The sequence below is a fragment of the Maritalea porphyrae genome, assembly GCF_030159895.1.
In the GTDB taxonomy this organism is placed as follows: Bacteria; Pseudomonadota; Alphaproteobacteria; order Rhizobiales; family Devosiaceae; genus Maritalea; species Maritalea porphyrae.
Genome location: NZ_BSNI01000002.1, coordinates 2,011,405 through 2,031,327, shown reverse-complemented (window position 1 = coordinate 2,031,327; position 19,923 = coordinate 2,011,405). Strand labels below are relative to the sequence as shown.

At 49.6% G+C, this 19,923-nt stretch carries 20 protein-coding genes; 14 read left to right on the top strand and 6 right to left on the bottom strand.

Features of this window, described 5'->3' with window-relative positions; all coding sequences use genetic code 11:
- The first annotated feature begins 22 nt into the window (after nt 1-22).
- The 9 genes from QQL65_RS13350 (at nt 23) to rpiB (ending at nt 8,422) form a co-directional block, all read left to right on the top strand.
- Nucleotides 23-730, top strand: a complete 708-nt coding sequence (locus tag QQL65_RS13350) for a hypothetical protein (RefSeq protein ID WP_284365337.1) — start codon at nt 23-25, stop codon at nt 728-730.
- A 28-nt stretch (nt 731-758) separates the two neighbouring features.
- Nucleotides 759-2,435: a vWA domain-containing protein gene (locus QQL65_RS13345; protein WP_284365335.1), complete on the top strand. Its 1,677-nt coding sequence runs from the start codon at nt 759-761 to the stop codon at nt 2,433-2,435.
- Between the two features lies 1 nt (nt 2,436).
- A complete protein-coding gene (locus QQL65_RS13340) occupies nt 2,437-2,826 on the top strand; it encodes a hypothetical protein (protein ID WP_284365334.1) in 390 nt (129 codons plus the stop codon).
- 189 nt (nt 2,827-3,015) lie between these two features.
- Nucleotides 3,016-4,692 carry a formate--tetrahydrofolate ligase gene (locus QQL65_RS13335; RefSeq protein ID WP_284365333.1) on the top strand — a complete coding sequence of 559 codons (1,677 nt, stop codon included), beginning with the start codon at nt 3,016-3,018 and terminating at the stop codon, nt 4,690-4,692.
- 24 nt (nt 4,693-4,716) lie between these two features.
- On the top strand, nt 4,717-5,403 hold the full coding sequence (locus QQL65_RS13330) for a 5-oxoprolinase subunit B family protein (protein WP_284365332.1): 687 nt from the start codon (nt 4,717-4,719) through the stop codon (nt 5,401-5,403).
- Nucleotides 5,400-6,311 carry a 5-oxoprolinase subunit C family protein gene (locus tag QQL65_RS13325; protein WP_284365331.1) on the top strand — a complete coding sequence of 304 codons (912 nt, stop codon included), beginning with the start codon at nt 5,400-5,402 and terminating at the stop codon, nt 6,309-6,311. The genes QQL65_RS13330 and QQL65_RS13325 overlap by 4 nt, the downstream gene beginning before the upstream one ends.
- A gap of 5 nt (nt 6,312-6,316) precedes the next feature.
- A complete protein-coding gene (locus QQL65_RS13320; RefSeq protein WP_284365330.1) occupies nt 6,317-7,066 on the top strand; it encodes a 5-oxoprolinase subunit PxpA in 750 nt (249 codons plus the stop codon).
- Nucleotides 7,067-7,080: 14 nt separating this feature from the next.
- Nucleotides 7,081-7,983: a bifunctional methylenetetrahydrofolate dehydrogenase/methenyltetrahydrofolate cyclohydrolase FolD gene (folD, locus tag QQL65_RS13315; protein ID WP_284365329.1), complete on the top strand. Its 903-nt coding sequence runs from the start codon at nt 7,081-7,083 to the stop codon at nt 7,981-7,983.
- Between the two features lie 7 nt (nt 7,984-7,990).
- Complete coding sequence (rpiB, locus tag QQL65_RS13310) at nt 7,991-8,422, top strand: ribose 5-phosphate isomerase B (RefSeq protein ID WP_284365328.1); 432 nt, start codon at nt 7,991-7,993, stop codon at nt 8,420-8,422.
- Nucleotides 8,423-8,436: 14 nt separating this feature from the next.
- Here rpiB and QQL65_RS13305 read toward each other — a convergent pair whose 3' ends face one another.
- Genes QQL65_RS13305 through bmt form a run of 6 tightly spaced genes read right to left on the bottom strand, consistent with a single transcriptional unit; the run spans nt 8,437 to nt 14,034 of the window.
- Nucleotides 8,437-10,473 carry an ASKHA domain-containing protein gene (locus tag QQL65_RS13305; protein WP_284365327.1) on the bottom strand — a complete coding sequence of 679 codons (2,037 nt, stop codon included), beginning with the start codon at nt 10,471-10,473 and terminating at the stop codon, nt 8,437-8,439.
- Between the two features lie 6 nt (nt 10,474-10,479).
- A complete protein-coding gene (locus QQL65_RS13300; protein WP_284365326.1) occupies nt 10,480-11,385 on the bottom strand; it encodes a dihydropteroate synthase in 906 nt (301 codons plus the stop codon).
- A 6-nt stretch (nt 11,386-11,391) separates the two neighbouring features.
- Nucleotides 11,392-11,694, bottom strand: a complete 303-nt coding sequence (locus tag QQL65_RS13295) for a virulence factor (protein ID WP_284365325.1) — start codon at nt 11,692-11,694, stop codon at nt 11,392-11,394.
- Between the two features lie 3 nt (nt 11,695-11,697).
- Nucleotides 11,698-12,309, bottom strand: a complete 612-nt coding sequence (locus QQL65_RS13290) for a DUF1638 domain-containing protein (protein ID WP_284365323.1) — start codon at nt 12,307-12,309, stop codon at nt 11,698-11,700.
- Between the two features lie 6 nt (nt 12,310-12,315).
- Nucleotides 12,316-13,002, bottom strand: coding sequence for a corrinoid protein (locus QQL65_RS13285; RefSeq protein ID WP_284365321.1), 687 nt, complete (start codon nt 13,000-13,002; stop codon nt 12,316-12,318).
- 33 nt (nt 13,003-13,035) lie between these two features.
- A complete protein-coding gene (gene bmt / locus QQL65_RS13280) occupies nt 13,036-14,034 on the bottom strand; it encodes a betaine--homocysteine S-methyltransferase (protein WP_284365319.1) in 999 nt (332 codons plus the stop codon).
- Between the two features lie 224 nt (nt 14,035-14,258).
- Between bmt and QQL65_RS13275 the strand changes: the two genes are divergently transcribed.
- From QQL65_RS13275 to metG, 5 genes are all read left to right on the top strand, one after another.
- Entirely contained in the window at nt 14,259-15,386 is a 1,128-nt protein-coding gene (locus QQL65_RS13275) for a septal ring lytic transglycosylase RlpA family protein (RefSeq protein ID WP_284365318.1), read from the top strand.
- 141 nt (nt 15,387-15,527) lie between these two features.
- The gene (locus QQL65_RS13270; protein ID WP_284365317.1) at nt 15,528-16,631 is read left to right on the top strand and encodes a D-alanyl-D-alanine carboxypeptidase family protein; all 1,104 of its coding nucleotides are present in this window, start codon (nt 15,528-15,530) and stop codon (nt 16,629-16,631) included.
- Nucleotides 16,632-16,676: 45 nt separating this feature from the next.
- Nucleotides 16,677-17,330 (top strand): dTMP kinase, encoded by a 654-nt coding sequence (gene tmk / locus QQL65_RS13265; protein WP_284365316.1) that lies wholly within the window; start codon nt 16,677-16,679, stop codon nt 17,328-17,330.
- A complete protein-coding gene (locus QQL65_RS13260; protein ID WP_284365315.1) occupies nt 17,330-18,379 on the top strand; it encodes an AAA family ATPase in 1,050 nt (349 codons plus the stop codon). The genes tmk and QQL65_RS13260 overlap by 1 nt, the downstream gene beginning before the upstream one ends.
- Entirely contained in the window at nt 18,376-19,920 is a 1,545-nt protein-coding gene (gene metG, locus QQL65_RS13255; RefSeq protein ID WP_284365314.1) for a methionine--tRNA ligase, read from the top strand. The genes QQL65_RS13260 and metG overlap by 4 nt, the downstream gene beginning before the upstream one ends.
- The last annotated feature ends 3 nt before the right edge of the window (nt 19,921-19,923 follow it).

Here is a 19,923-nt window from a genome sequence, read left to right as displayed (position 1 = left end):
GGAAAAAGGGGCAGAGCGAATTGTGCGCAAAATATCATTGGCAGCTTTACTGATTTCGCTCTCAATTATCCCGTTGTTCTATTGGTGGTTTCAGCCAAGCTTGGTTGTGTTGGCAGGTTTTGGGGCGTTTTCTATTGTCTCCGCGTTTGCTGTGCCTTTCAGCTATCATTTGTTGGGGTATGAAAAGCGTGACCAACAGCGTGTTTTGGCGGCCAAGGAACAAGCGAATTACGAACGCATTTTGGCGGAAATTCGCACAATTTCGCATGATCTCAACGAGATCGGCGAAGAAGAAGGTTCGCGCCAAACCGAACGTTTGCTCGGCATGGTCGATGATTACCATGAGGTGATCACCAAACGATTTGCTGATTCCCCGCTTTCGGTCAGCGCACATGCTGAGATTGCACAAAGGGTGCAAAACATCGTTGTGCAAAATCTATCTGACCTGGTGGTAGTGGCACGCAGCGTTGCAGGCATTGATAGAGACGATCTGGTTGCAACGAAAGCCGATGTTGGTGCTGACGCTGCCATTGAACGTCGACTTGAGCTTGTCGATACGCAGCGAACCAAAATGCGCGAAATTATTGAGGCCAATCGAACATTGTTGACAGCCTTGGCTGAAACACTGGTTGAAGTGGCCAACATACAAAAACTTGGTAACGCTGAGCATGAAGAGGCAATATTGCGCCTCCGTGAACTCGCTGCACGCGCCAAGAAATTTCAAATTTAGGCGTCATCTGACGCAAAGGAGTGGTTTGATGAATACGATGGCAAAATCCTTTTTGGGCACCGCGCTAGTTGCAGGCGTGTTGACGCTGTCTGCTTGTGGCGGCGCACCAATCGAAACCACTGAAGCGGCGCATGAGAACATTGCCAAGCTTGTGAAGGAGCAAATCAAACCTTCTCGGCAAGAGAACCGTGTGCGCGCGAATATTGAATTAACGCCGACAAACCTGTTGTCGCTGCTTCCGAACATTGACGAGTATCCGATAACCATTGCTGCAAATGATAGCGCGACAGTTGAAGCCGTCGAGATTTTTACCAGCTCTGAAAAGTCAGGCAGGGGAACCGACGGTCTCTATAATGATTTGGCCGAGCGTTTTAATCGACAAAACAATAAGATCAGCAACGGCAAATTTGCAAAAGTTGCAATCCGTAAGATGCCTTCAGGGCTTGGGGCGCAGTTCATTCTCGCTGACAAGCATGTGCCAGATGCATTTTCACCTTCCAACAAGCTTTGGGGCAAGATGATTGAGTCTCAAGGCGTGGTTGCGGATGAAATCAACCCAGTCACTGCGCCCAATACCGCTGGTATCGTCGTGCGCAAATCAAAACTCGATCTTGTGACAACAGATGGCAAGCTTGATCTTCAAAAACTGCTTACCGAGGTAACTAGCGGCGAGTTTTCGATGGGGTATACGAACCCATATCAATCAAGCACCGGTTTGAACTTCTTGATGATGGTTTTGCATTCGTTTGCGCAAGGCGACGAAGTGGAGTTCCTCTCGCCAGATGTGGCGAGTGCGTTTGAAGCATTCCAACTCGGTGTGCCTTTTGTGGCACAAAACACGCTGCAAATGCGCGATGCTGCGGTTGGCAGTGGCGTTCTTGATGCATTGGTGATGGAACATCAAACTTGGGTCAACGTAACCGGAATGGCGGATTACGAGTTTGTGCCGTTTGGTGTGCGCCACGACAGCCCACTTTATGCCCTGCCGCAGGCGGACGAAGCAGAACGCGAAGTTCTAGCAGCTTTCAATCAATTCATTGAAGCAAACAAAAATGAGATTTCAAAGTTTGGTTTTGGCAACAACGCTGACTATACAGCGAGTTACGACATTGAAGATGGATCATTGATCCAACAGGCGCAAAAGCTTTGGAAAGACAAGAAGTCTGGTGGCAAGCCGATTGCGGCAATGTTTGTGGCAGATGTGTCCGGCTCAATGGATGGTTCGCGGTTGAAAGAACTCAAGCAGGCTTTGGTTGATTCTTCTGATTTGATCGCTGCAAGCAATGCGATTGGTTTGATTAGCTACAACGACTCGGTGAATATCGATTTGCCAGTTCGCCAGTTCAATTTGCAGCAGAAATCATTGTTTATCGGCGCAGTGGAAAGTCTGGTCGCTGGCGGCGCAACTGCAACAAACAACGGTGTAATTGTTGCCGCCAATGAGTTGCTGAACTTTGCGGCGGCAAACCCAGACCATAAGCTCGTGATTTTTGTCCTTAGTGACGGCGAGACAAATGAAGGCTTGGAGTTCGCGACCGTCAAAGAAACATTGCGTTATGCGCGCATTCCAATCCACTCAATTGCTTATGAATTGTCTTCTGACCATTTGAAAGAAATGGCTGGGCTTGTTGAGGCCGCATATATTGAATCAAGCGTTGGCTCTGCGTCTTATCGCATTGGCAACCTATTGAATTCGGAGATGTAATTTGGCTTGGATCAAGTCTTTTACCGCATTTGTGTTGCTCCAGGTTTTCGCCTGGGGCGGCGCACATTTCTATTATTCAACAAACCCGAAACAGGTCTTGCTGGTTGTTGATACCTCATACGCAATGAAGCCGCATTTTAGTGAAGCGCAAAGCTGGATTGATGATTTTGTCAGTGGCACTCGATACACGCATATCGAAGTCGGTACAGACAAAGTTGCATTGGGCGATCTTGCGGACCTGCGATCACGTGACATTTTGTTCAGAACGGCATTTGGTCGCATATCGACTGAGAATGTGGCTGGGCTTTATTCTAATGTGGATGTTGAACAAAAATATCTACTAACGAGTGAGCCCATCGAATTGGATGGCTGGACAGTTGTAAGCTGGTAAATCCCGCAACAATGTAGCGCTCCTTATTCGAACCCGTGGTTTTGGCTGCAATATTGAATTGCAATGCGCTCAATCGCTATTTGAATTATTCAAGGCTGGACAAAGCAACAAGCTTTGCGTTTAATCCTCCCCAAGCGTGCACAAAGTGCGCATGACAAAACAAAGACTACTCTGGGGACACGGATATTTATGACATATAAGTCAGACATTGAGATCGCGCGCGCCGCGGTCAAAAAACCTATTGCCGAAATCGGCGCAAAACTCGGCATCGACAATTCTCACCTCCTGCCATTTGGTCACGACAAAGCAAAGATTTCTGAAGAGTTCATCAAGTCACTTGAAGGCAAGAAAGATGGCAAACTGATCCTTGTGACCGCCATCAACCCAACACCTGCGGGCGAGGGGAAAACCACCACCACCGTGGGCTTGGGCGATGGCCTAAACAAGATCGGTAAAAACGCAACAATCTGCATTCGCGAACCATCACTTGGCCCATGTTTTGGCATGAAAGGCGGCGCTGCAGGCGGTGGATATGCGCAAGTCGTGCCGATGGAAGACATTAATTTGCACTTCACAGGTGATTTCCACGCTATTACCTCGGCGCATAACCTGTTGTCAGCAATGCTCGACAATCATGTATATTGGGGCAATGAAGAGCAAATCGACATTCGCCGTATCACATGGCGTCGAGTGATTGATATGAACGACCGTGCTCTGCGTTCAATTGTGGCTTCGCTTGGTGGTGTCGCCAATGGTTATCCGAGAGAAGCGGGTTTTGATATTACCGTGGCTTCCGAAATCATGGCCATCCTTTGTTTGGCTAATGACTTGGAAGATCTACAAAAACGCCTCGGCGGCATCATTGTAGCCTATCGACGGGACAAAACACCGGTTTATTGTCGTGACATTAAAGCTGATGGGGCGATGACCGTGTTGTTGCAGCAAGCAATGCAACCAAACCTGGTGCAAACGCTCGAGAACAACCCAGCATTTATTCACGGTGGGCCGTTTGCCAATATCGCGCATGGGTGTAACTCTGTAATTGCGACAAAGACTGCGCTAAAGCTTGCAGACTATGTGGTTACAGAGGCGGGATTTGGTGCCGATTTAGGCGCTGAAAAATTCTTCGACATTAAATGCCGCAAGGCGGGACTCGAACCCTCTGCAGTTGTCATCGTTGCGACTATCCGCGCGCTCAAGATGAATGGCGGTGTGGCAAAAGATGCATTGGGTAATGAAGATGTGGATGCTTTGGTTCGCGGCTGCGCAAACCTTGGTCGGCATATTGAAAACATCCAGAAATTTGGCGTACCTGCAGTTGTCGCCATCAACCACTTTGTTTCAGATACTGATGCCGAAGTGCAGGCGATCAAAGATTATGCAAGATCAGTTGGTGCAGAAGCAATCCTTTGCCAGCATTGGGAAAAAGGTTCTGAAGGCACAATTGAATTGGCAAATCGGATCGTCGAAATTGCTGAAAGTGGTGAAAGTAACTTCAAACCGCTTTATGAGGATGATCTGCCGCTTTTGGGCAAAATTGAAAAAATCGCCAAAGACATCTATCGCGCAGACAAAGTTGTGATCGATAAAAAGATCGAGAATCAACTGCGTGAATGGGAAGCCGCTGGTTATGGAAATTTGCCAGTCTGTATGGCAAAAACCCAGTATTCCTTCTCAACCGACCCGAATTTACGCGGCGCGCCAACTGGACATGCAATTCCTGTGCGTGAAGTGCGGCTTTCTGCTGGTGCAGGCTTTGTTGTTGCTGTATGCGGTGACATTATGACAATGCCCGGTTTGCCACGCAAACCATCGGCCGAGGCAATCCATTTAGACGCCAATGGCGAAATACAAGGGTTGTTCTAGCGGCGCAATCGGAGGATGATTAAGGTGACGAGACAGTTTCAATCCAATGAAATCATCTCCCGCCTTATTCCGCTTGGCGATCATGCGTTGCTAATCCGTTTTGGCAATACGCTTGATCTCAAAACCAATTACAATGCTCAGGCATTTGCTGAGATTTGTCGCGCCAAACTTGGCGCGGCAATTGAAGGTTGTGCTTCTAATCTGGTGTCGGTGATCGTGCATTATGACCCAAAGAAAACGCCCGTTGCCGATTTGAAAAATCAAATCATGCTTTTAATGAGTAATTTCAATGGCAAAGAGAGAATTGAGCCGCCAGTCCAGCACGTGATAGATGTAAAATATGGTGGCGACGAAGGGCCATGTTTGGCTGAAGTGTGCGAAACGCTGGGGGTTCAAGCCGAAACATTTGTAAACAACCATATTCGCGAGCCGCTGCATGCGCTGGCGTTAGGGTTTTCTCCCGGATTTCTTTATCTCGGATTGCATGATGAGGATATGCGTGTTTCTCGCCGGGACAAGGTCCAGGAAAATGTGCCAGCCGGTTCGATATTGTTCGCCGCTGGCCAGACGGCCATCACGTCGCGGCCTATTCGAACAGGGTGGCATGTTATTGGGCAATCCAATTTTCGAAATTTTGACCCAACGGCCGAAAAACCAATTCAAGTAAATCCAGGCGAATTAGTACAATTCCGAGCGGTGAATTCTCTATGATCAGTTCAATCAAAATTGAGCGCATTTCGCCGAACTCTACCATTCAAGATGCAGGGCGCCCTGAAGGGCTCCTATTTGGTTTGTCCGCAAGTGGCCCGATGGACCGCCGTGCCTTCTTAAACACCGCCAACGCATTAGACGGGCAGGGCAGCCAATCTGTTATTGAATTCACAATGCTGGGCGTCGAGTTTACCTATTCTGGACCGCCAATGGAGTGCGCCGTCGACGGTGGCGAATTTCAAATCACGCAAAATGGTGAAGTAAAAAACTGGCCGTCGCTGCTGTTACTCACAGGTGGCGATCGGGTTTCAATAACCACAGGTAGGGCTGGGAACTACGGCTATATTCGGTTTGCGGAAAGCCTCGACATACCATTGGTGATGGGAAGCAAATCAACAAATCTTGCCGCAGGTGTTGGCGGGCTAGATGGGCGCGCGCTTGCCAAAGGGGATGAAATCACGTTTGGCGAAGGCGTGGTGTTAAGAGAAAATGCTGGGTTCGCAAAGCCTTCAAATGGGCGAACAGGCAATGTGGTTCGTGTGCTGGCAGGGCTGCACGCGGATCTTCTGGGACCTCAGATGTGGGCTGCATTGTTCGAAGCGCCATTTAAGATATCAAACTCCATTGACCGTATGGGCTTTCGGCTAAACGATGACCGACGGCGATTTGATATTTCTGCACATAAAAACATTGTGTCAGACGCGGTGGTGCCAGGGGATATCCAAATCCTTGGTGATGGTACACCGGTCATTTTGATGCGCGACCATCAGCCCATTGGTGGATATCCACGCATCGCAACGATTATCGATGCCGATCTGGATTATGTCAGTCAATTGCGACCAAACACCGAAATCAGCTTCGTCTCAACGACACTTGAGAAAGCCCACAAAGCAATGATGGGGGCATAAGAGGGATGCGGTGGATTGATCTCAATGCGGATTTGGGTGAAGGCACCGGGAACGATCCCCAAATGATGAACTATGTCTCGAGCGCCAATATCGCATGTGGTGGACATGCTGGGGACGATGAGACAATCCAACGGTCTATATCTTTAGCCCTGGAAAATGATGTGGCAATTGGTGCGCATCCCGGATTTGAAGACAAAGAGCATTTTGGCCGGCGACAATTGGAGCTTTCCGCTGACGAGTTACAAGATCAGATCGTAAGGCAGCTCGAACGCTTTGAGCATTGGGCACAAAAAGCTGGCACTTCCCCCTCGTACGTTAAATTACATGGCGCTCTTGCCAACATGACGGCTGCAGATCGCGACTTGGCCGAGAATGCATATCGCGCTGTAAAATCTGTTCGCTCCGACATGCCAATTCTGACCATTGCCAATTCAAAACAAGTAGACGCGGCGACCAATCTTGGTTTGCCTGTGATTGCGGAAGCATTCGCTGATCGGGCGTATACTGACGAAGGTTTGCTTGCGTCTCGGTCGATTGAAGGCGCTGTCCTTACAAAGGACAAAGACGTCGTCAGCCATGTCGAACAACTTCTGACTTCAGGAACGGTCACAACGATTTCAGGAAATCAGATAAACCTGCCCGCACAGTCTTTGTGTTTGCACGGCGATAATGAACATGCCGTTCAACTTGCCAAGCGCATTCGGGAAACAATTGAACAGTTGGGTATCATCGTAAAATCATTTGCTAATGAATAATCTAGGGTGAAAAAATGACAGCAAAGATTATTGACGGAAAAGCGTTCGCGGCCGGTTTGCGGGAACGGATTGCAGAGCATGTTGCACGTCTTAAAAGCGAACATGGGATTACTCCGGGGTTGGCCGTAATTATTGTGGGCCATGACCCGGCGAGCCAAGTCTATGTGAACAACAAGGCGCGCCAAACCAAAGAAGTGGGCATGAATTCATTTAAATATGAATTGCCTGAGGACGTATCGGAAGATGAAGTGTTGGCACTCATCGAAGAGCTCAATAATCGCGACGACGTCAATGGAATACTGTGTCAGTTGCCTGTGCCAAAGCACATCGATGAAAACAAGATCATTAATGCACTTAGCCCAGCAAAAGACGTTGATTGCTTTAGCCCAGAAAATGTTGGCAAAGTCGCCATTGGTTTACCAGGTCCCGTGCCATGCACCCCATTGGGCAGCTTGATGCTGTTGCGTGACGAACTAGGCGACTTAAGTGGCAAAAATGCCGTGGTGATTGGTCGTTCTAATCTAGTCGGCAAGCCCATGGGCGCGTTGTTGCTGCGCGATAGCGCTACAGTGACAATTGCGCACTCACGCACGCAAGACCTACCCGCCATTTGCGCCGCGGCAGATATCATTGTTGCCGCCGTTGGTCGACCAGAAATGGTGAAGGGCGATTGGATTAAGCCCGGTGCTACCGTAATCGACGTGGGCATCAACCGCGTTAATGCGCCTGAAAAGGGTGAAGGCAAAACGAAACTTGTCGGCGATGTTGAATATTCGGAAGCTGCGAAAGTCGCGGGCGCAATTACCCCTGTACCCGGCGGTGTTGGACCGATGACGATTGCATGCCTTTTGGCAAACACTGTTACAACAGCATGTTTGGCTAACGGGCTAACACCTCCCAGTGATTTAACGGCGTAAAGAAATAATGCACATTGCTATTGGAACTGATCACGCGGGTTATGATTACAAAGAGAAGATCAAAGTCCTGCTGCGCGCTCTGGGTCACGAAGTGACGGACCACGGCGCCTTTAGTGACCAGTCCTGTGACTATCCGGATTTCATTTTTCCCGTTGCCGACGCTGTCGCAGCGGGAGACGCTGATCGGGGCATCGTGTTAGGTGGTTCTGGCAATGGCGAAGCAATCGCTGCAAACAAAGTCAAAGGAATACGGGCGGCTGTCGTTTGGGATGCACTGTCTGCAGAAATGTCACGCCGACACAATGATGCGAACGTTTTGTCGCTTGGCCAGCGCATGATTGCGGAGGCTGATCTTGATTTGATTGTGCGCACTTGGCTTGATACGTCCTTCGAAGGCGGTCGACATCAAAGGCGCATTGACAAGCTCGAAGCTCGCTAGAAGCACAACGAACCTTATCTTGAACGATTGCGACCGCGACGACGCGGTCGTCCGCCTTCGTTGGTGCTTTCAGCGGGAACAAAGTCTTGCATTTCAAAATGCGCTCGTGTGCGCACGAATGGGTCTTGGGAGTTAGGCAGCCCCATTGCGGCGACAAACAAATCTTGGAAGGAAGCTTCCAACGCTGTTTCGACTTTGGTGACCTGCCGCACAGTCTCTTCAATCCGCTCGCGCGCGTTCACGTCGAGCAACGCAATGAGAGCGCCTTGTCCCGCGGCGTTGCCAACGGCCTTGACCTTATCGACATCACAATCGGGCACGAGCCCCAATAGCATTGCATAAGCGGGATTGATGTAGGATCCAAATGCGCCTGCAAGCCGAATTTCGCCAACTTCCGTAATGCCGGACTTCTGCATCAATAGCTTCACACCTGCATACAAAGCTGCCTTGGCCAATTGAATTGCGCGCACATCGTTTTGCGTCACCTCAATATGCGGCGTGCCTTCATTGACAATGAAACTCCATGTCCGTCCATTCGGCTTTAATACAGCTTCCTCGACTTCATTTTGTGGCGAACGGATAATACCATCTTGCGATAGAATGCCGGCCAAGAGCATTTCACCAATGATCTCAATTATGCCTGAACCACAAATACCGGTGACGCCAGTTTCTTTTGATTTTTCAGCAAACTCAGGATGGTCTGACCATTCTTCAGTGCCGATAATCTTGTACCGGCATTTCAGTGTTTCACGATCAATGCGAATGCGTTCAATGGCGCCTGGTGCAGCTCGTTGTCCGCACGACGTTTCCGCCCCTTCAAAAGCGGGGCCCGTAGGAGAAGAAGCAGCCAAAAGCTGTCGGCCATCCCAAAGCGCAATTTCAGCGTTGGTGCCTACATCCACAACTAATGTCGGGTGAGGGGCCGTTTCTGGATGTTGCGCCAACAGCACAGCCGCCGCGTCAGCGCCCACATGGCCAGCAATAAGCGGCAATAGATAAACTGATGCACCTTGGGGCATGTTCAAGCCGATGTCGGCAGCGCTGCAATGCACTGCATCAGATTGCACCAATGCAAAGGGAGCTTGGCCAATTTCTGTCGGGTCCCAACCAAGGAACAGGTGATGCATTACTGGGTTTGCAACAAAAACGGCATCCAGAAGGCTTTCGCGATCTTTTCCAGCTAATTCGAGAAGTTGGTCAACCAAACCATTGACCGCGTCCACCACGGCCTTTGTGAGGTTTTCTTGGCCGTTGTCATTCATCATCACATAGGAAACGCGCGACATTAAGTCTTCGCCAAACCGTATCTGTGGGTTCGCGACACCTGCTGAGGCCAGAATTTCGCCACTCATCAAGTCGGTTAAATGGGCCGCAATCGTTGTTGATCCAATGTCGACAGCCAGTCCTGATAAATTCTCAGAATATCCCGGAAAGATAGCCACGATTTCGGGACGCTGATCTGGGTTATGAATGGCTACCGTGACTTCCCAATTTGCTTTGCGAAGCAGTTTCTGCAAATCACGTTTCAGGTGATGTGCAACAGATATCTCGCCCAAATCGAACCGCTCGCGGATTGCCTTGATCAGCCGCTCAGCATCGCCCAGCGGGTTGTGCATGTCAGGCTTCTCAACCTCAACATAATAAAGGCGTACCGCGGGCTGCCGCACCATACCGATAGTGTCTGCGTCCTTGCGGATCGTTTGCCCGGCGACCTTGAAAGCATCTGGTATTTCAATGACGACGTCGCCTTGAAGTGTCGCGGAACAGGAGAGGCGATGCCCATCTGCCAGACCACGCTTTTCATCATAGCGTTGTTCTTTAAACCCTTTCTCCGAAAGGGCATTTTCGCGGCTTTCAATGTTGAATTTTGCGAAATGCCCTTCCGCGACAGACACTTGGCACTTTCCGCAGATGCCTCGTCCGCCACATACGCTCTCTACGTAAACGCCCAACTCACGCGCAGCATCCAGCAATGGCGTTCCAACAGGGAAACGACCCTTGCGGCCCGACGGCTGAAATACGACTAGTGCATCAGTTTGTTGAGCGTTCACAGTAGCTTATCCCCGACGCCGACGGCCAGAACGACGGCCACGACCGGCTACTTCTTCGCCTTCAACCACAGGGCGGTTGGCACGCAACCATTCGGCACAATCTGGGTCCAATCCGTTCAATACATTGGCTGCTCGGACGGCGTCCATCTGCTCTTTGTGCAAGGGGCTCATAATTGCGGAAGTCATGCCGTGGCCAGCGGCCATAGCGATAAAGTGCCCTGTCATCAATTGACGATTTGGAATGCCAAATCCGACATTGGATGCGCCACAAGTTGTGTTCACCTGCAGTTCTTCACGTAAACGACGGAGTAGTGCAAAAACCTGCTTACCTGCATCATTCATCGCGCCAATAGGCATAACGAGCGGATCAACAACCACGTCTTCTTTTGGAATTCCATGGTCTTGGGCGCGTTCGACAATCTTCTTTGCAACGGCGTAGCGCACGTCTGGATCAGTTGAAATGCCCGTCTCATCGTTGGATATTGCAACAACGGCAGCGCCATATTTTTTCACCAACGGCAAAACGCGTTCTAAAGACTCGTCTTCACCGGTCACAGAGTTCACAAGGGGTTTGCCTTGATAAACAGCTAGGCCAGCTTCAAGCGCGTCGATGATTGAGCTATCAATTGAAATTGGAACATCTGTCAGGCTTTGCACGAGCTGAATGCATTCAGCCAGAATTTTTGGTTCGTCTGCCAAAGGCACACCGGCATTCACGTCCAAAACGTGCGCGCCTGCGGCAACTTGGGCCAAAGCATCGGCTTGCACAGTTGTGTAGTCGTGCTCTTTCATTTCAGCTGCCAGCTTTTTGCGCCCGGTTGGGTTGATGCGTTCACCAATCACACAAAATGGTTGGTCGAAACCAATTGCAACTTCTTTGGTGGGTGATGAAAGGACAGTGCGTACGGTCATTTTGGCTTAGCTTTCTATTAGGTGGCCGCCATTGCGGGCGATATCTGCAAGTGTTTTGGTTGGAAATTGCTCTTCAAGCTCATTTGCAATGCGCTCTACCGCATCTGTCGGCGCTTCTTCCCCAATTTCTATTGTTTCACGACGCCATTCTTCCAAGTAGCTTTCGGTATCTTCAGCGCCGCTTTCCATTGCGGCTTTGTCGACAGCGACCATGAACCGATCGGCGAGGGGGCGTTTTATCGCCTTGCGGCCTTTGCCAAAGGTGACTTGAGTTGGAATATCACGCCAATAAATTACGATAACTGACATAATTCATGCCGCTCCTTTTATGAAATCGTCGAGCAATCCAAATTGTGTATTTTGGTGTTCAAATCGAAGGCCAAGTCGACCCGCGGCCTCTTTGGCTTTGTCTACCAGTTTGTGATCCTCAGTCTGAGCCAGATAGACGAGCCGTGTGTAGTTGCCGAAATATGCCTCTAAAAGCTCTGGATGCCTATCGAGGCCGAGCGGTTTGAAAACAAGAGTGTCAAACTGACGAACCAAATAGTCTGTTAGATAGAAGGTGCCCGGTTCGCTTTCCTGCAAACTGTCAAACTGCTCAAGGCCAAGAAAAAACGCATAGCAATGCGCGCCGTCAATCCGCGAAGCATTATGCTTTTCAATGACTTCATCGAGCTTTCCGGCTGTGCCGCAATCGCCGTAACCGACTAAGAGCCGATCACAGCTTTCGGACAGCTCTTCCAACACACCATCCACAGCAGCGGGGATTTCGCTAGGTCGATTATGCAAGCTGGCAGGTAAAAAACGTGTTTCGAAAACATCCGTTCCCAGCTGTTTCTGGATCGTCAGGATTTCGCGGGCCAACGCACCACAAGCCACAAGGCCCGTCTTGCCGACATTTGAAACCAAGGTTTGATTGTTCATTTTGCCTTAAGCAGCTTGTGAAACTAGGCGTTTCGCCGTTTCAACCGCAATCGCTGCATCCTTACAATAAGCGTCAGCGCCAATCGCTTCGCCAAATTCCTCATTGAGTGGCGCACCGCCAACAATAACAAATAGGTCGTCGCGAATACCTTTTTCTTTCAGCGTCTCAATGACCACTTTCATATAGGTCATTGTTGTCGTGAGCAGCGCAGACATGCCGAGAATGTCGGGTTTGTGCTCATCAATTGCGGCTAGGAATTGGTCAACATCAGTATTGATACCCAAATCGATGACTTCAAAGCCTGCGCCTTCCATCATCATGCCAACAAGGTTTTTGCCAATATCGTGGATGTCGCCTTTAACGGTCCCAACAACCATCTTGCCCATTTTGGGCGCGCCAGTTTCGGTAAGCAACGGACGTAAGATGCCCATGCCGCCCTTCATAGCGTTCGCCGCCAGCAACACCTCAGGAACAAACAAAATGCCATCCCGGAAATCGTCACCAACTGTCTTCATGCCAGCGACAAGCACTTTGGTCAGAATATCGTATGGTGCCCAACCACGCTCTAGAAAGATGTTCACACCTTCCATGATTTCGTCTTTGAGACCATCATAAAGGTCATCTTGCATTTGTTCAGCAAGCTCTTCGTCGCTGAGTTCAGACAGGATGATATCGTCTTCTTCGTCGGCCATAATCAAAAATCCCTATCAACAAATACTGAAGCGTTACGAGCGACGGCGGCGTCTTGAGCTGCGGTCGGTTGTTTTTTCTGACTTTGGCGACACCAATGGCCCCAATGTCTCAATGATATCTTCGGCGGTTGGTGCATCGCCGCCATTGTGCGTACGCACGGCATCTGCCATCGCTTTTACGTGGGCCGGACTGTTACCGCAACACCCACCAATGATGGACACACCCAAATTCATCGCAAGTTTTGCATAGTCGCCCATCAATTCTGGCGATCCGGAATAAACAACTTTGTCGCCCGCGATTTTTGGGATTCCCGCATTTGCTTTTGCGACAACTGGAACGCCACCAGAATGCGCGACCAAATCGATTGCGGCGACCAACAAATCAGATGCACCGACGCCACAGTTTGAACCGAAGGCGAGGGGTTTTGGATCTTTTGCGCTCATTGTGTCACCGAAGTCGGCCGGTGACAGGCCCATCATTGTTTTACCAGCGGTATCAAAACTCGCGGTCACAACATAATCAAGGCCAACCTCGTTTGCCGCTTCAATTGCTGCATCAATTTCTTCGGGGGAGGACATAGTTTCAATCCACGCGACGTCAGCTCCACCTTTTTTGAGACCCGTCATCTGTTCGATAAAGGCTTCGACCGCACCTTCATAGGTGAGTTCTCCGAGCGGAAACAGCAAATCGCCGGTTGGACCAACAGAACCTGCAACCACAATTTCGCGTCCAGATTTCGCAACAAGATTGCCTGCGATTGTTGCGGCAGCTTCGTTGACTTCGACAACGCGATCATCAAGTTGGTGGAGATGGAGACGACGTGCCGTTCCGCCAAAACTGTTCGTGACAAGGATATCAGAACCCGCATCGATAAATGATTGGTGAAGTGTTTCAATCCTGTCAATGTGATCGAAATTCCATGCTTCAGGAGCTTGGCCAGAATCCAAACCCATCGGAATCAGATTTGTCCCGGTGGCGCCGTCAGCCAGCAAAATGCCGCGTTCATCTAGCAGTTTCTGAAGTTTATTCATGTCTGGTTGTCACTTTCACGAGTCATCTTGTTGGTTCTAATACCACATTTTAGATATAAAGAAAGCTTTATATCATCATTTTTGATGCACGATGGTGACACATGTTCGCCTTATTTCTAGTTAAGAAAGCCAAAATTAAGTTTGCGGCAACCATGCTGGCGATCGTCGTTGGTAATTAAGGGCCAAAAACATGTATAAAATTGGTCATATCGGTTGGAAGTTTTGTGTACGTACCTATGATTTTTAAGAACTTGAAACGAAATGCTCGTTTGGCGATCCTGCTTGGCTTAGCGCTACCTACGCTTGCAGCTTGTGGCGGGACAGATGCGCTGTTCAACAATCCATTGGTCAATAACAAAACCAAATTCTCGTCTTCCGAGTATGGCGTTGCTGCTTCTCCACGTTTGACCAGCGGTGCTCGCGTCAAAAAGGGCGGCGGTCGATATCAAGTCGGCAAACCATACAAAGTTGCTGGCAAATGGTATCACCCAAAAGAGCAACCCAACTATGATAAGACTGGCACGGCTTCTTGGTATGGACCAAATTTTCACGGACGCCTAACAGCGAACGGCGAAATTTATGACCAAAACATGCTTAGTGCAGCGCACCCAACATTGCCTTTGCCGTCATATGTTCGCGTAACCAACCTTTCGAACGGGCGATCCGCGCTAGTTCGCGTTAATGATCGTGGGCCGTTTGCACATGGTCGGTTGATTGATCTTTCCAGCAAAACCGCTGATGTCTTGCAGTTTAAACAACAAGGCACAGCAAAAGTGCGCGTACAATATGTGGGTAAGGCGCCGCTAAACGGTGACGATACACGTTTCCTACTGGCGAGCATCAACAAACCAACCGATATGGAGCGCGGCCGCATTCAATTGGCATTTGCAGGTTCAAAACTAGCCAGCATGTCATTGGAACAACTCCAAACCACCGCCGCGGCACCAACACCGCCAACAAGAACGGTTATGACCGAAATGCCGGGATTTGACAGCGACGCGTTTGACTTACTTGTTTCATCATACACTCAAACGGGAGCAGAGCCGGTCAATGCAGCGCATGCGGCGATCGAGAATATGGGCTCGACATCGGTTGAACTTGACGCTTGGCGAGAACATAAAGAGCGCGGCTTCTTGAGTGTAAATCGTTCGGTTGGCGTATTTTCTTCGGACGAAGCTGCGCACAGAGTTGGGCAAGAACTTGCACTGCTGGGCATCGTTGACTTGCGCCCAACAACAGTTGCCGGCAAACCAGCGACCCAAGTGTTTTTGGAAAAACTACGCCCTGGCGTGAGCAACCAAGATGTAAATGATCTTGCACAACACCTTGGCCTAAGCGACTTCGTGCTGTAATAAATCTAAAAAGCAGAATATCAATATATTCGATTTGACCTGCGGGAGGACCTGCGCGGGCAGGTAAATAGATTTATGACGGCTATGTTTTGCCGCTTGAGTAGATTTGTATGTTTGGGAACCGCGATCTGGATCGCGCTTTTGAGCAATGCCTTTGCTCAGCTTGAATTTGATACTAAAGCCAAGTTCGCCGTGCTGATGGATTATCAATCTGGCACAGTACTTTACCAAAAGAATGCTGATGAGCGCATGGAACCTGCTTCCATGGCTAAGCTGATGACCATTGCAATCGCCTTTGAACAGCTCAAGCGCGGCCAGCTGCGCATGGATGATGAGGTCTTTATTTCTGAAAAGGCATGGCGAGAAGGTGGCGCGGCTTCTGGTGGGTCGACAATGTTTGCGGAGCTGGACAGCAAAGTTGCAGTTGAAGACATCATACGCTCTATCATCATCCAATCGGGAAATGATGCCAGCATTGCGATAGCTGAAGCCATTGGTGGAACTGAGTTGTCGTTCGTGAGGATGATGAACGAGAAGGCCCAGGACCTTGGATTGGAGAATTCTGAGTTTGCAAATTCAACGGGATTGCCGGACCCAACAATGTACGTATCTGCCCGCGATCTAGGCAATCTAGCCCGATATATTATCAAGAACTATCCAGAGTATTATCCAATTTTTGCCGAGCCAGATTTTGAATGGAACAACATCAAACAAGGAAACCGAAACACATTGCTTGACGATGGAATCGGCGTTGATGGGCTGAAAACAGGACACACAGAATCTGCAGGATATGGCATTGTAGCCAGTACGACAGAAAACGGACGTCGACTTATTGCCGTTTTGCATGGCATGTCCTCAAAAAAGGAACGAAGTGAAGAAGCAAGGAAACTTGTTACTTGGGGGTCTCGCAACTTTGAACGATTTGAGGCATTTGACGACGGCGAACTCGTTGGTGAGATACCTGTCTATGGTGGGGAAAAACCAAAAGTTGGCTTGACCGGTGATGGGCGAATTGACCTTTATGTACCCAAGGGTTCAAAGCGCTGTTTATCTGCAAAAATTGTGTACAATGGGCCATTGATTCCACCGATCGACCAAGGTCAGGAAGTGGCATCGCTCCAAGTTTGGTGTGACGACAACCTTATACAATCCTCGCCTCTTTATGCCGCAGAAACGGTGGAGCAGGGTGGTCTTGTTCGCCGCGCTACGGATGCTTTAAAAGAATTGGCTTTTGGCTGGCTTTGATTGCACTCAGCCAAGTAAATGGACACAGAGGTTGACCGCACTCAAATGACGGCGAAATTTATTACATTTGAGGGTGGCGAAGGTGTTGGCAAGTCCACGCAGATCAAACGATTGGTCGCCAATCTCATCAAGCGCGAAATAGAAGCGGTGCGCACGCGCGAACCGGGTGGGACGCCAAGAGCAGAAGCCATTCGTTCGTTTCTGTTACAAGGCAAATCGGAGCAATGGGGCCCAAGTGCTGAGGCAATTTTGTTTGCCGCCGCGCGTCTTGACCATGTCAACTCGATGATCAAGCCAAATCTTGAAAGCGACAAATGGGTTTTGTCAGATCGCTTTTGCGATTCAACGCGGGCCTACCAGGGGCTAACTGGTGGCGTGCCAGACGAATTGATCGATGCGCTTGAAACATTAGCCTTAAATGGCGCGACACCGGATTTGACCATTCTGATCGACATGGACCCTGAACTAGCGTTTGAGCGCGTCCGGAAGCGTGCCGCAGAAGATGGATTGAATCTGCCGCCTGATCGCTACGAAAAAGAAAATATTGAGTGGCACCGCCGCTTGCGTAGAAATTTCTTGGACATTTCGCGCTCGAACCCCGAACGGTTCGTCGTTGTTGATGGCACGCAGAGTGTGAGCGATATGGAAAGCGACATCTGGGCAAAAGTCTCTGAGCGCTTTTCAGAATTGGCAGCCTAATGGCGGAGCAGGAATACGCTCAACACGCTGATCAGCTGCCGGGCATACCGCCGCCGGAAGTCCAGCAATCGCTTGTCGGGCACGTTGACGCAAAAGCAATGCTGTTGGACGCACATGCAGCAGGAAAATTGCACCATGCTTGGTTGATTTCCGGCCAAAAGGGCATTGGCAAGGCGACATTTGCGTTTGACCTAGCGCGAGAACTTTTCACGCTTACTGGAGACGAAACACCGACTCGTGTAGCCGAGATGGTTGCAACAGGAGCGCACCCCAACCTGAAAATCATTCGTCGGGCATTCAACCACAAAACGGGGAAATTCGCGGCCAATACCGGAGTTGATGTTGTGCGCAATGCGATGAAGTTCTTTCAGACCAGTGCAGCGACCGCGGGCTTACGTATTTGCATTGTCGATAGCATTGACGACCTAAACGCAAATGCGGCGAATGCTCTTCTGAAAACACTTGAAGAACCGCCTGCAAATGCCTTGTTTTTACTTACGTGCAATCAATTGGGACGGATATTACCTACAATCCGCTCACGGTGTCGATTGTTGCGACTTGGTGTCCTCTCTGATGAGCAAGTGACGCAAGTGGTTTCAGAATTTTCGACACCTGAAATTGATGCAAAAATGACGTCGATTTTGGACATTGCACGCGGTCGGCCTCGAAAAGCGTTGGAGGCGGTACTTGCTTCCGCTGACCCAACGCTTCGTGCACTTGGCAACTGGCTGCAACAACCATCGATGGGCGGTGATGCTGACGTGCTGCAAATTGGAGCATCCTTGGCGCAATCCAAAGACGAAGCAATATGGCCGATGGCGCTCGAAATGCTCGAGAATTCCATTGCTTGGCGAATTAAACATCTTGCAGTGACCGATCGACAAAATCCGGTGCTTGCCAACGCTTTGTCTGTATGGGAAAAGACAGGCGAACAGCTGCGAGATCAAGCCGTTTTCAATCTCGACAAGAAACAAACAATAATCATGATATTGGACGCAATTCGCGACTTAGATCGCGCGGCGCCCATAAACGTTGAACCGAGCACATGACCGACAAAACCTATTACATCACAACCGCGATCCACTATCCAAATGGCGTGCCGCATATTGGCCATGCTTATGAGATGGCGGGCACCGACGCCATGGCTCGATTCAAACGACTTGATGGATATGACGTACGATTTTTGACCGGCACTGACGAACACGGAATCAAAATGGCCCAAACGGCTGAGGCTCAAGGCATGACGCCAAAGGAGTTGGCAGACAAAAACTCAGCCCAATTTCAACGCCTTGCAGAAGCGTTGAACCTATCTAACGATGTGTTTATTCGCACAACCGAGGAACGGCACCACAAGGCCAGCCAAGCCATTTGGAACAAGATGCTAGAAAATGGCGACATCTATGAAGGCAAATACGCCGGCTGGTATTCGGTTCGCGACGAAGCATATTATGACGAGAGTGAACTTGTTGAAGGTGAGGGCGGTGAAAAACTCTCGCCTCAAGGGACAGCCGTTGAATGGGTGGAAGAAGCAAGTTTCTTTTTCCGGCTCTCAGCGTTTGGCGATCGCTTGCTTAAGCTCTATGAGGATAATCCAGATTTCATAGGTCCTGCATCACGCAAGAATGAAATCACCTCGTTTGTGAAGTCTGGCCTAAACGACCTCTCGATTTCGCGCACCACGTTTGATTGGGGAATTCCCGTGCCAAATATTGATGGGCACGTGATGTATGTTTGGGTTGATGCACTCACCAATTATTTGACTGGAGTTGGCTATCCAGACATTGAAAGTGCCGATTTTAAGAAATATTGGCCTGCAGATGTTCATGTGATCGGCAAAGACATCATTCGTTTTCATGCGGTCTACTGGCCCGCGTTTTTGATGTCTGCCGGTATCGAGTTGCCAAAACGTGTGTTTGCGCATGGCTTTTTGACCAATGACGGACAAAAGATGTCAAAGTCGCTTGGGAATGTCGTTGATCCATTTGAAATTATTGATGATTTTGGCGTTGATCCGGTGCGCTTCTTCTTCTTGCGCGAAGTAAATTTTGGCAATGATGGCGACTATGGCCGAGAGAAGTTTATTCTGCGCTGCAATGCCGATTTGGCCAATGATTTTGGAAACTTGGCGCAACGGTCTTTGTCGATGATCGCAAAAAATTGCGAGGGCAAAGTCCCCGTGCCAGGCAATTTGACAGACGATGACAAAGAGCTTCTAAAAGCTTGTGCAGATGCGATTGATGTTGGTCGTAAGGCAATCGATCGAAACCATGTTCATGCTGCCGTTTCTGCAATTTGGGACGTCGTGGGAGAGGCAAACCGCTATTTTGCAAATGCGGAACCATGGGCGCTGAAAAAAACCGATCCAGAACGTATGAACACCGTGCTTTATGTTACCGCTGAAGCAATCCGACGGCTTGCCATTCAGGCACAAGCGATTGTACCGGATTCTGCCGCGAAGTTTTTGGATATGCTGGCTATTGAACAAGACAAGCGCATGTTTGCACATGTTGGCGATGACCACATGATCGCTTCAGGTACCGAATTGCCTGCGCCGAGCCCCGTGTTCCAGCGATTTGACAAGGACGCGTAAGGA

Coding starts and splice junctions, on each gene's coding strand:
- QQL65_RS13345 (WP_284365335.1), top strand. CDS start 759: ATGAATACGATGGCAAAATCCTTTTTGGGCACCGCGCTAGTTGCAGGC.
- QQL65_RS13335 (WP_284365333.1), top strand. CDS start 3,016: ATGACATATAAGTCAGACATTGAGATCGCGCGCGCCGCGGTCAAAAAA.
- QQL65_RS13325 (WP_284365331.1), top strand. CDS start 5,400: ATGATCAGTTCAATCAAAATTGAGCGCATTTCGCCGAACTCTACCATT.
- QQL65_RS13320 (WP_284365330.1), top strand. CDS start 6,317: ATGCGGTGGATTGATCTCAATGCGGATTTGGGTGAAGGCACCGGGAAC.
- folD (WP_284365329.1), top strand. CDS start 7,081: ATGACAGCAAAGATTATTGACGGAAAAGCGTTCGCGGCCGGTTTGCGG.
- rpiB (WP_284365328.1), top strand. CDS start 7,991: ATGCACATTGCTATTGGAACTGATCACGCGGGTTATGATTACAAAGAG.
- QQL65_RS13300 (WP_284365326.1), bottom strand. CDS start 11,385: ATGACCGTACGCACTGTCCTTTCATCACCCACCAAAGAAGTTGCAATT.
- QQL65_RS13295 (WP_284365325.1), bottom strand. CDS start 11,694: ATGTCAGTTATCGTAATTTATTGGCGTGATATTCCAACTCAAGTCACC.
- QQL65_RS13290 (WP_284365323.1), bottom strand. CDS start 12,309: ATGAACAATCAAACCTTGGTTTCAAATGTCGGCAAGACGGGCCTTGTG.
- QQL65_RS13285 (WP_284365321.1), bottom strand. CDS start 13,002: ATGGCCGACGAAGAAGACGATATCATCCTGTCTGAACTCAGCGACGAA.
- bmt (WP_284365319.1), bottom strand. CDS start 14,034: ATGAATAAACTTCAGAAACTGCTAGATGAACGCGGCATTTTGCTGGCT.
- tmk (WP_284365316.1), top strand. CDS start 16,677: ATGACGGCGAAATTTATTACATTTGAGGGTGGCGAAGGTGTTGGCAAG.
- QQL65_RS13260 (WP_284365315.1), top strand. CDS start 17,330: ATGGCGGAGCAGGAATACGCTCAACACGCTGATCAGCTGCCGGGCATA.
- metG (WP_284365314.1), top strand. CDS start 18,376: ATGACCGACAAAACCTATTACATCACAACCGCGATCCACTATCCAAAT.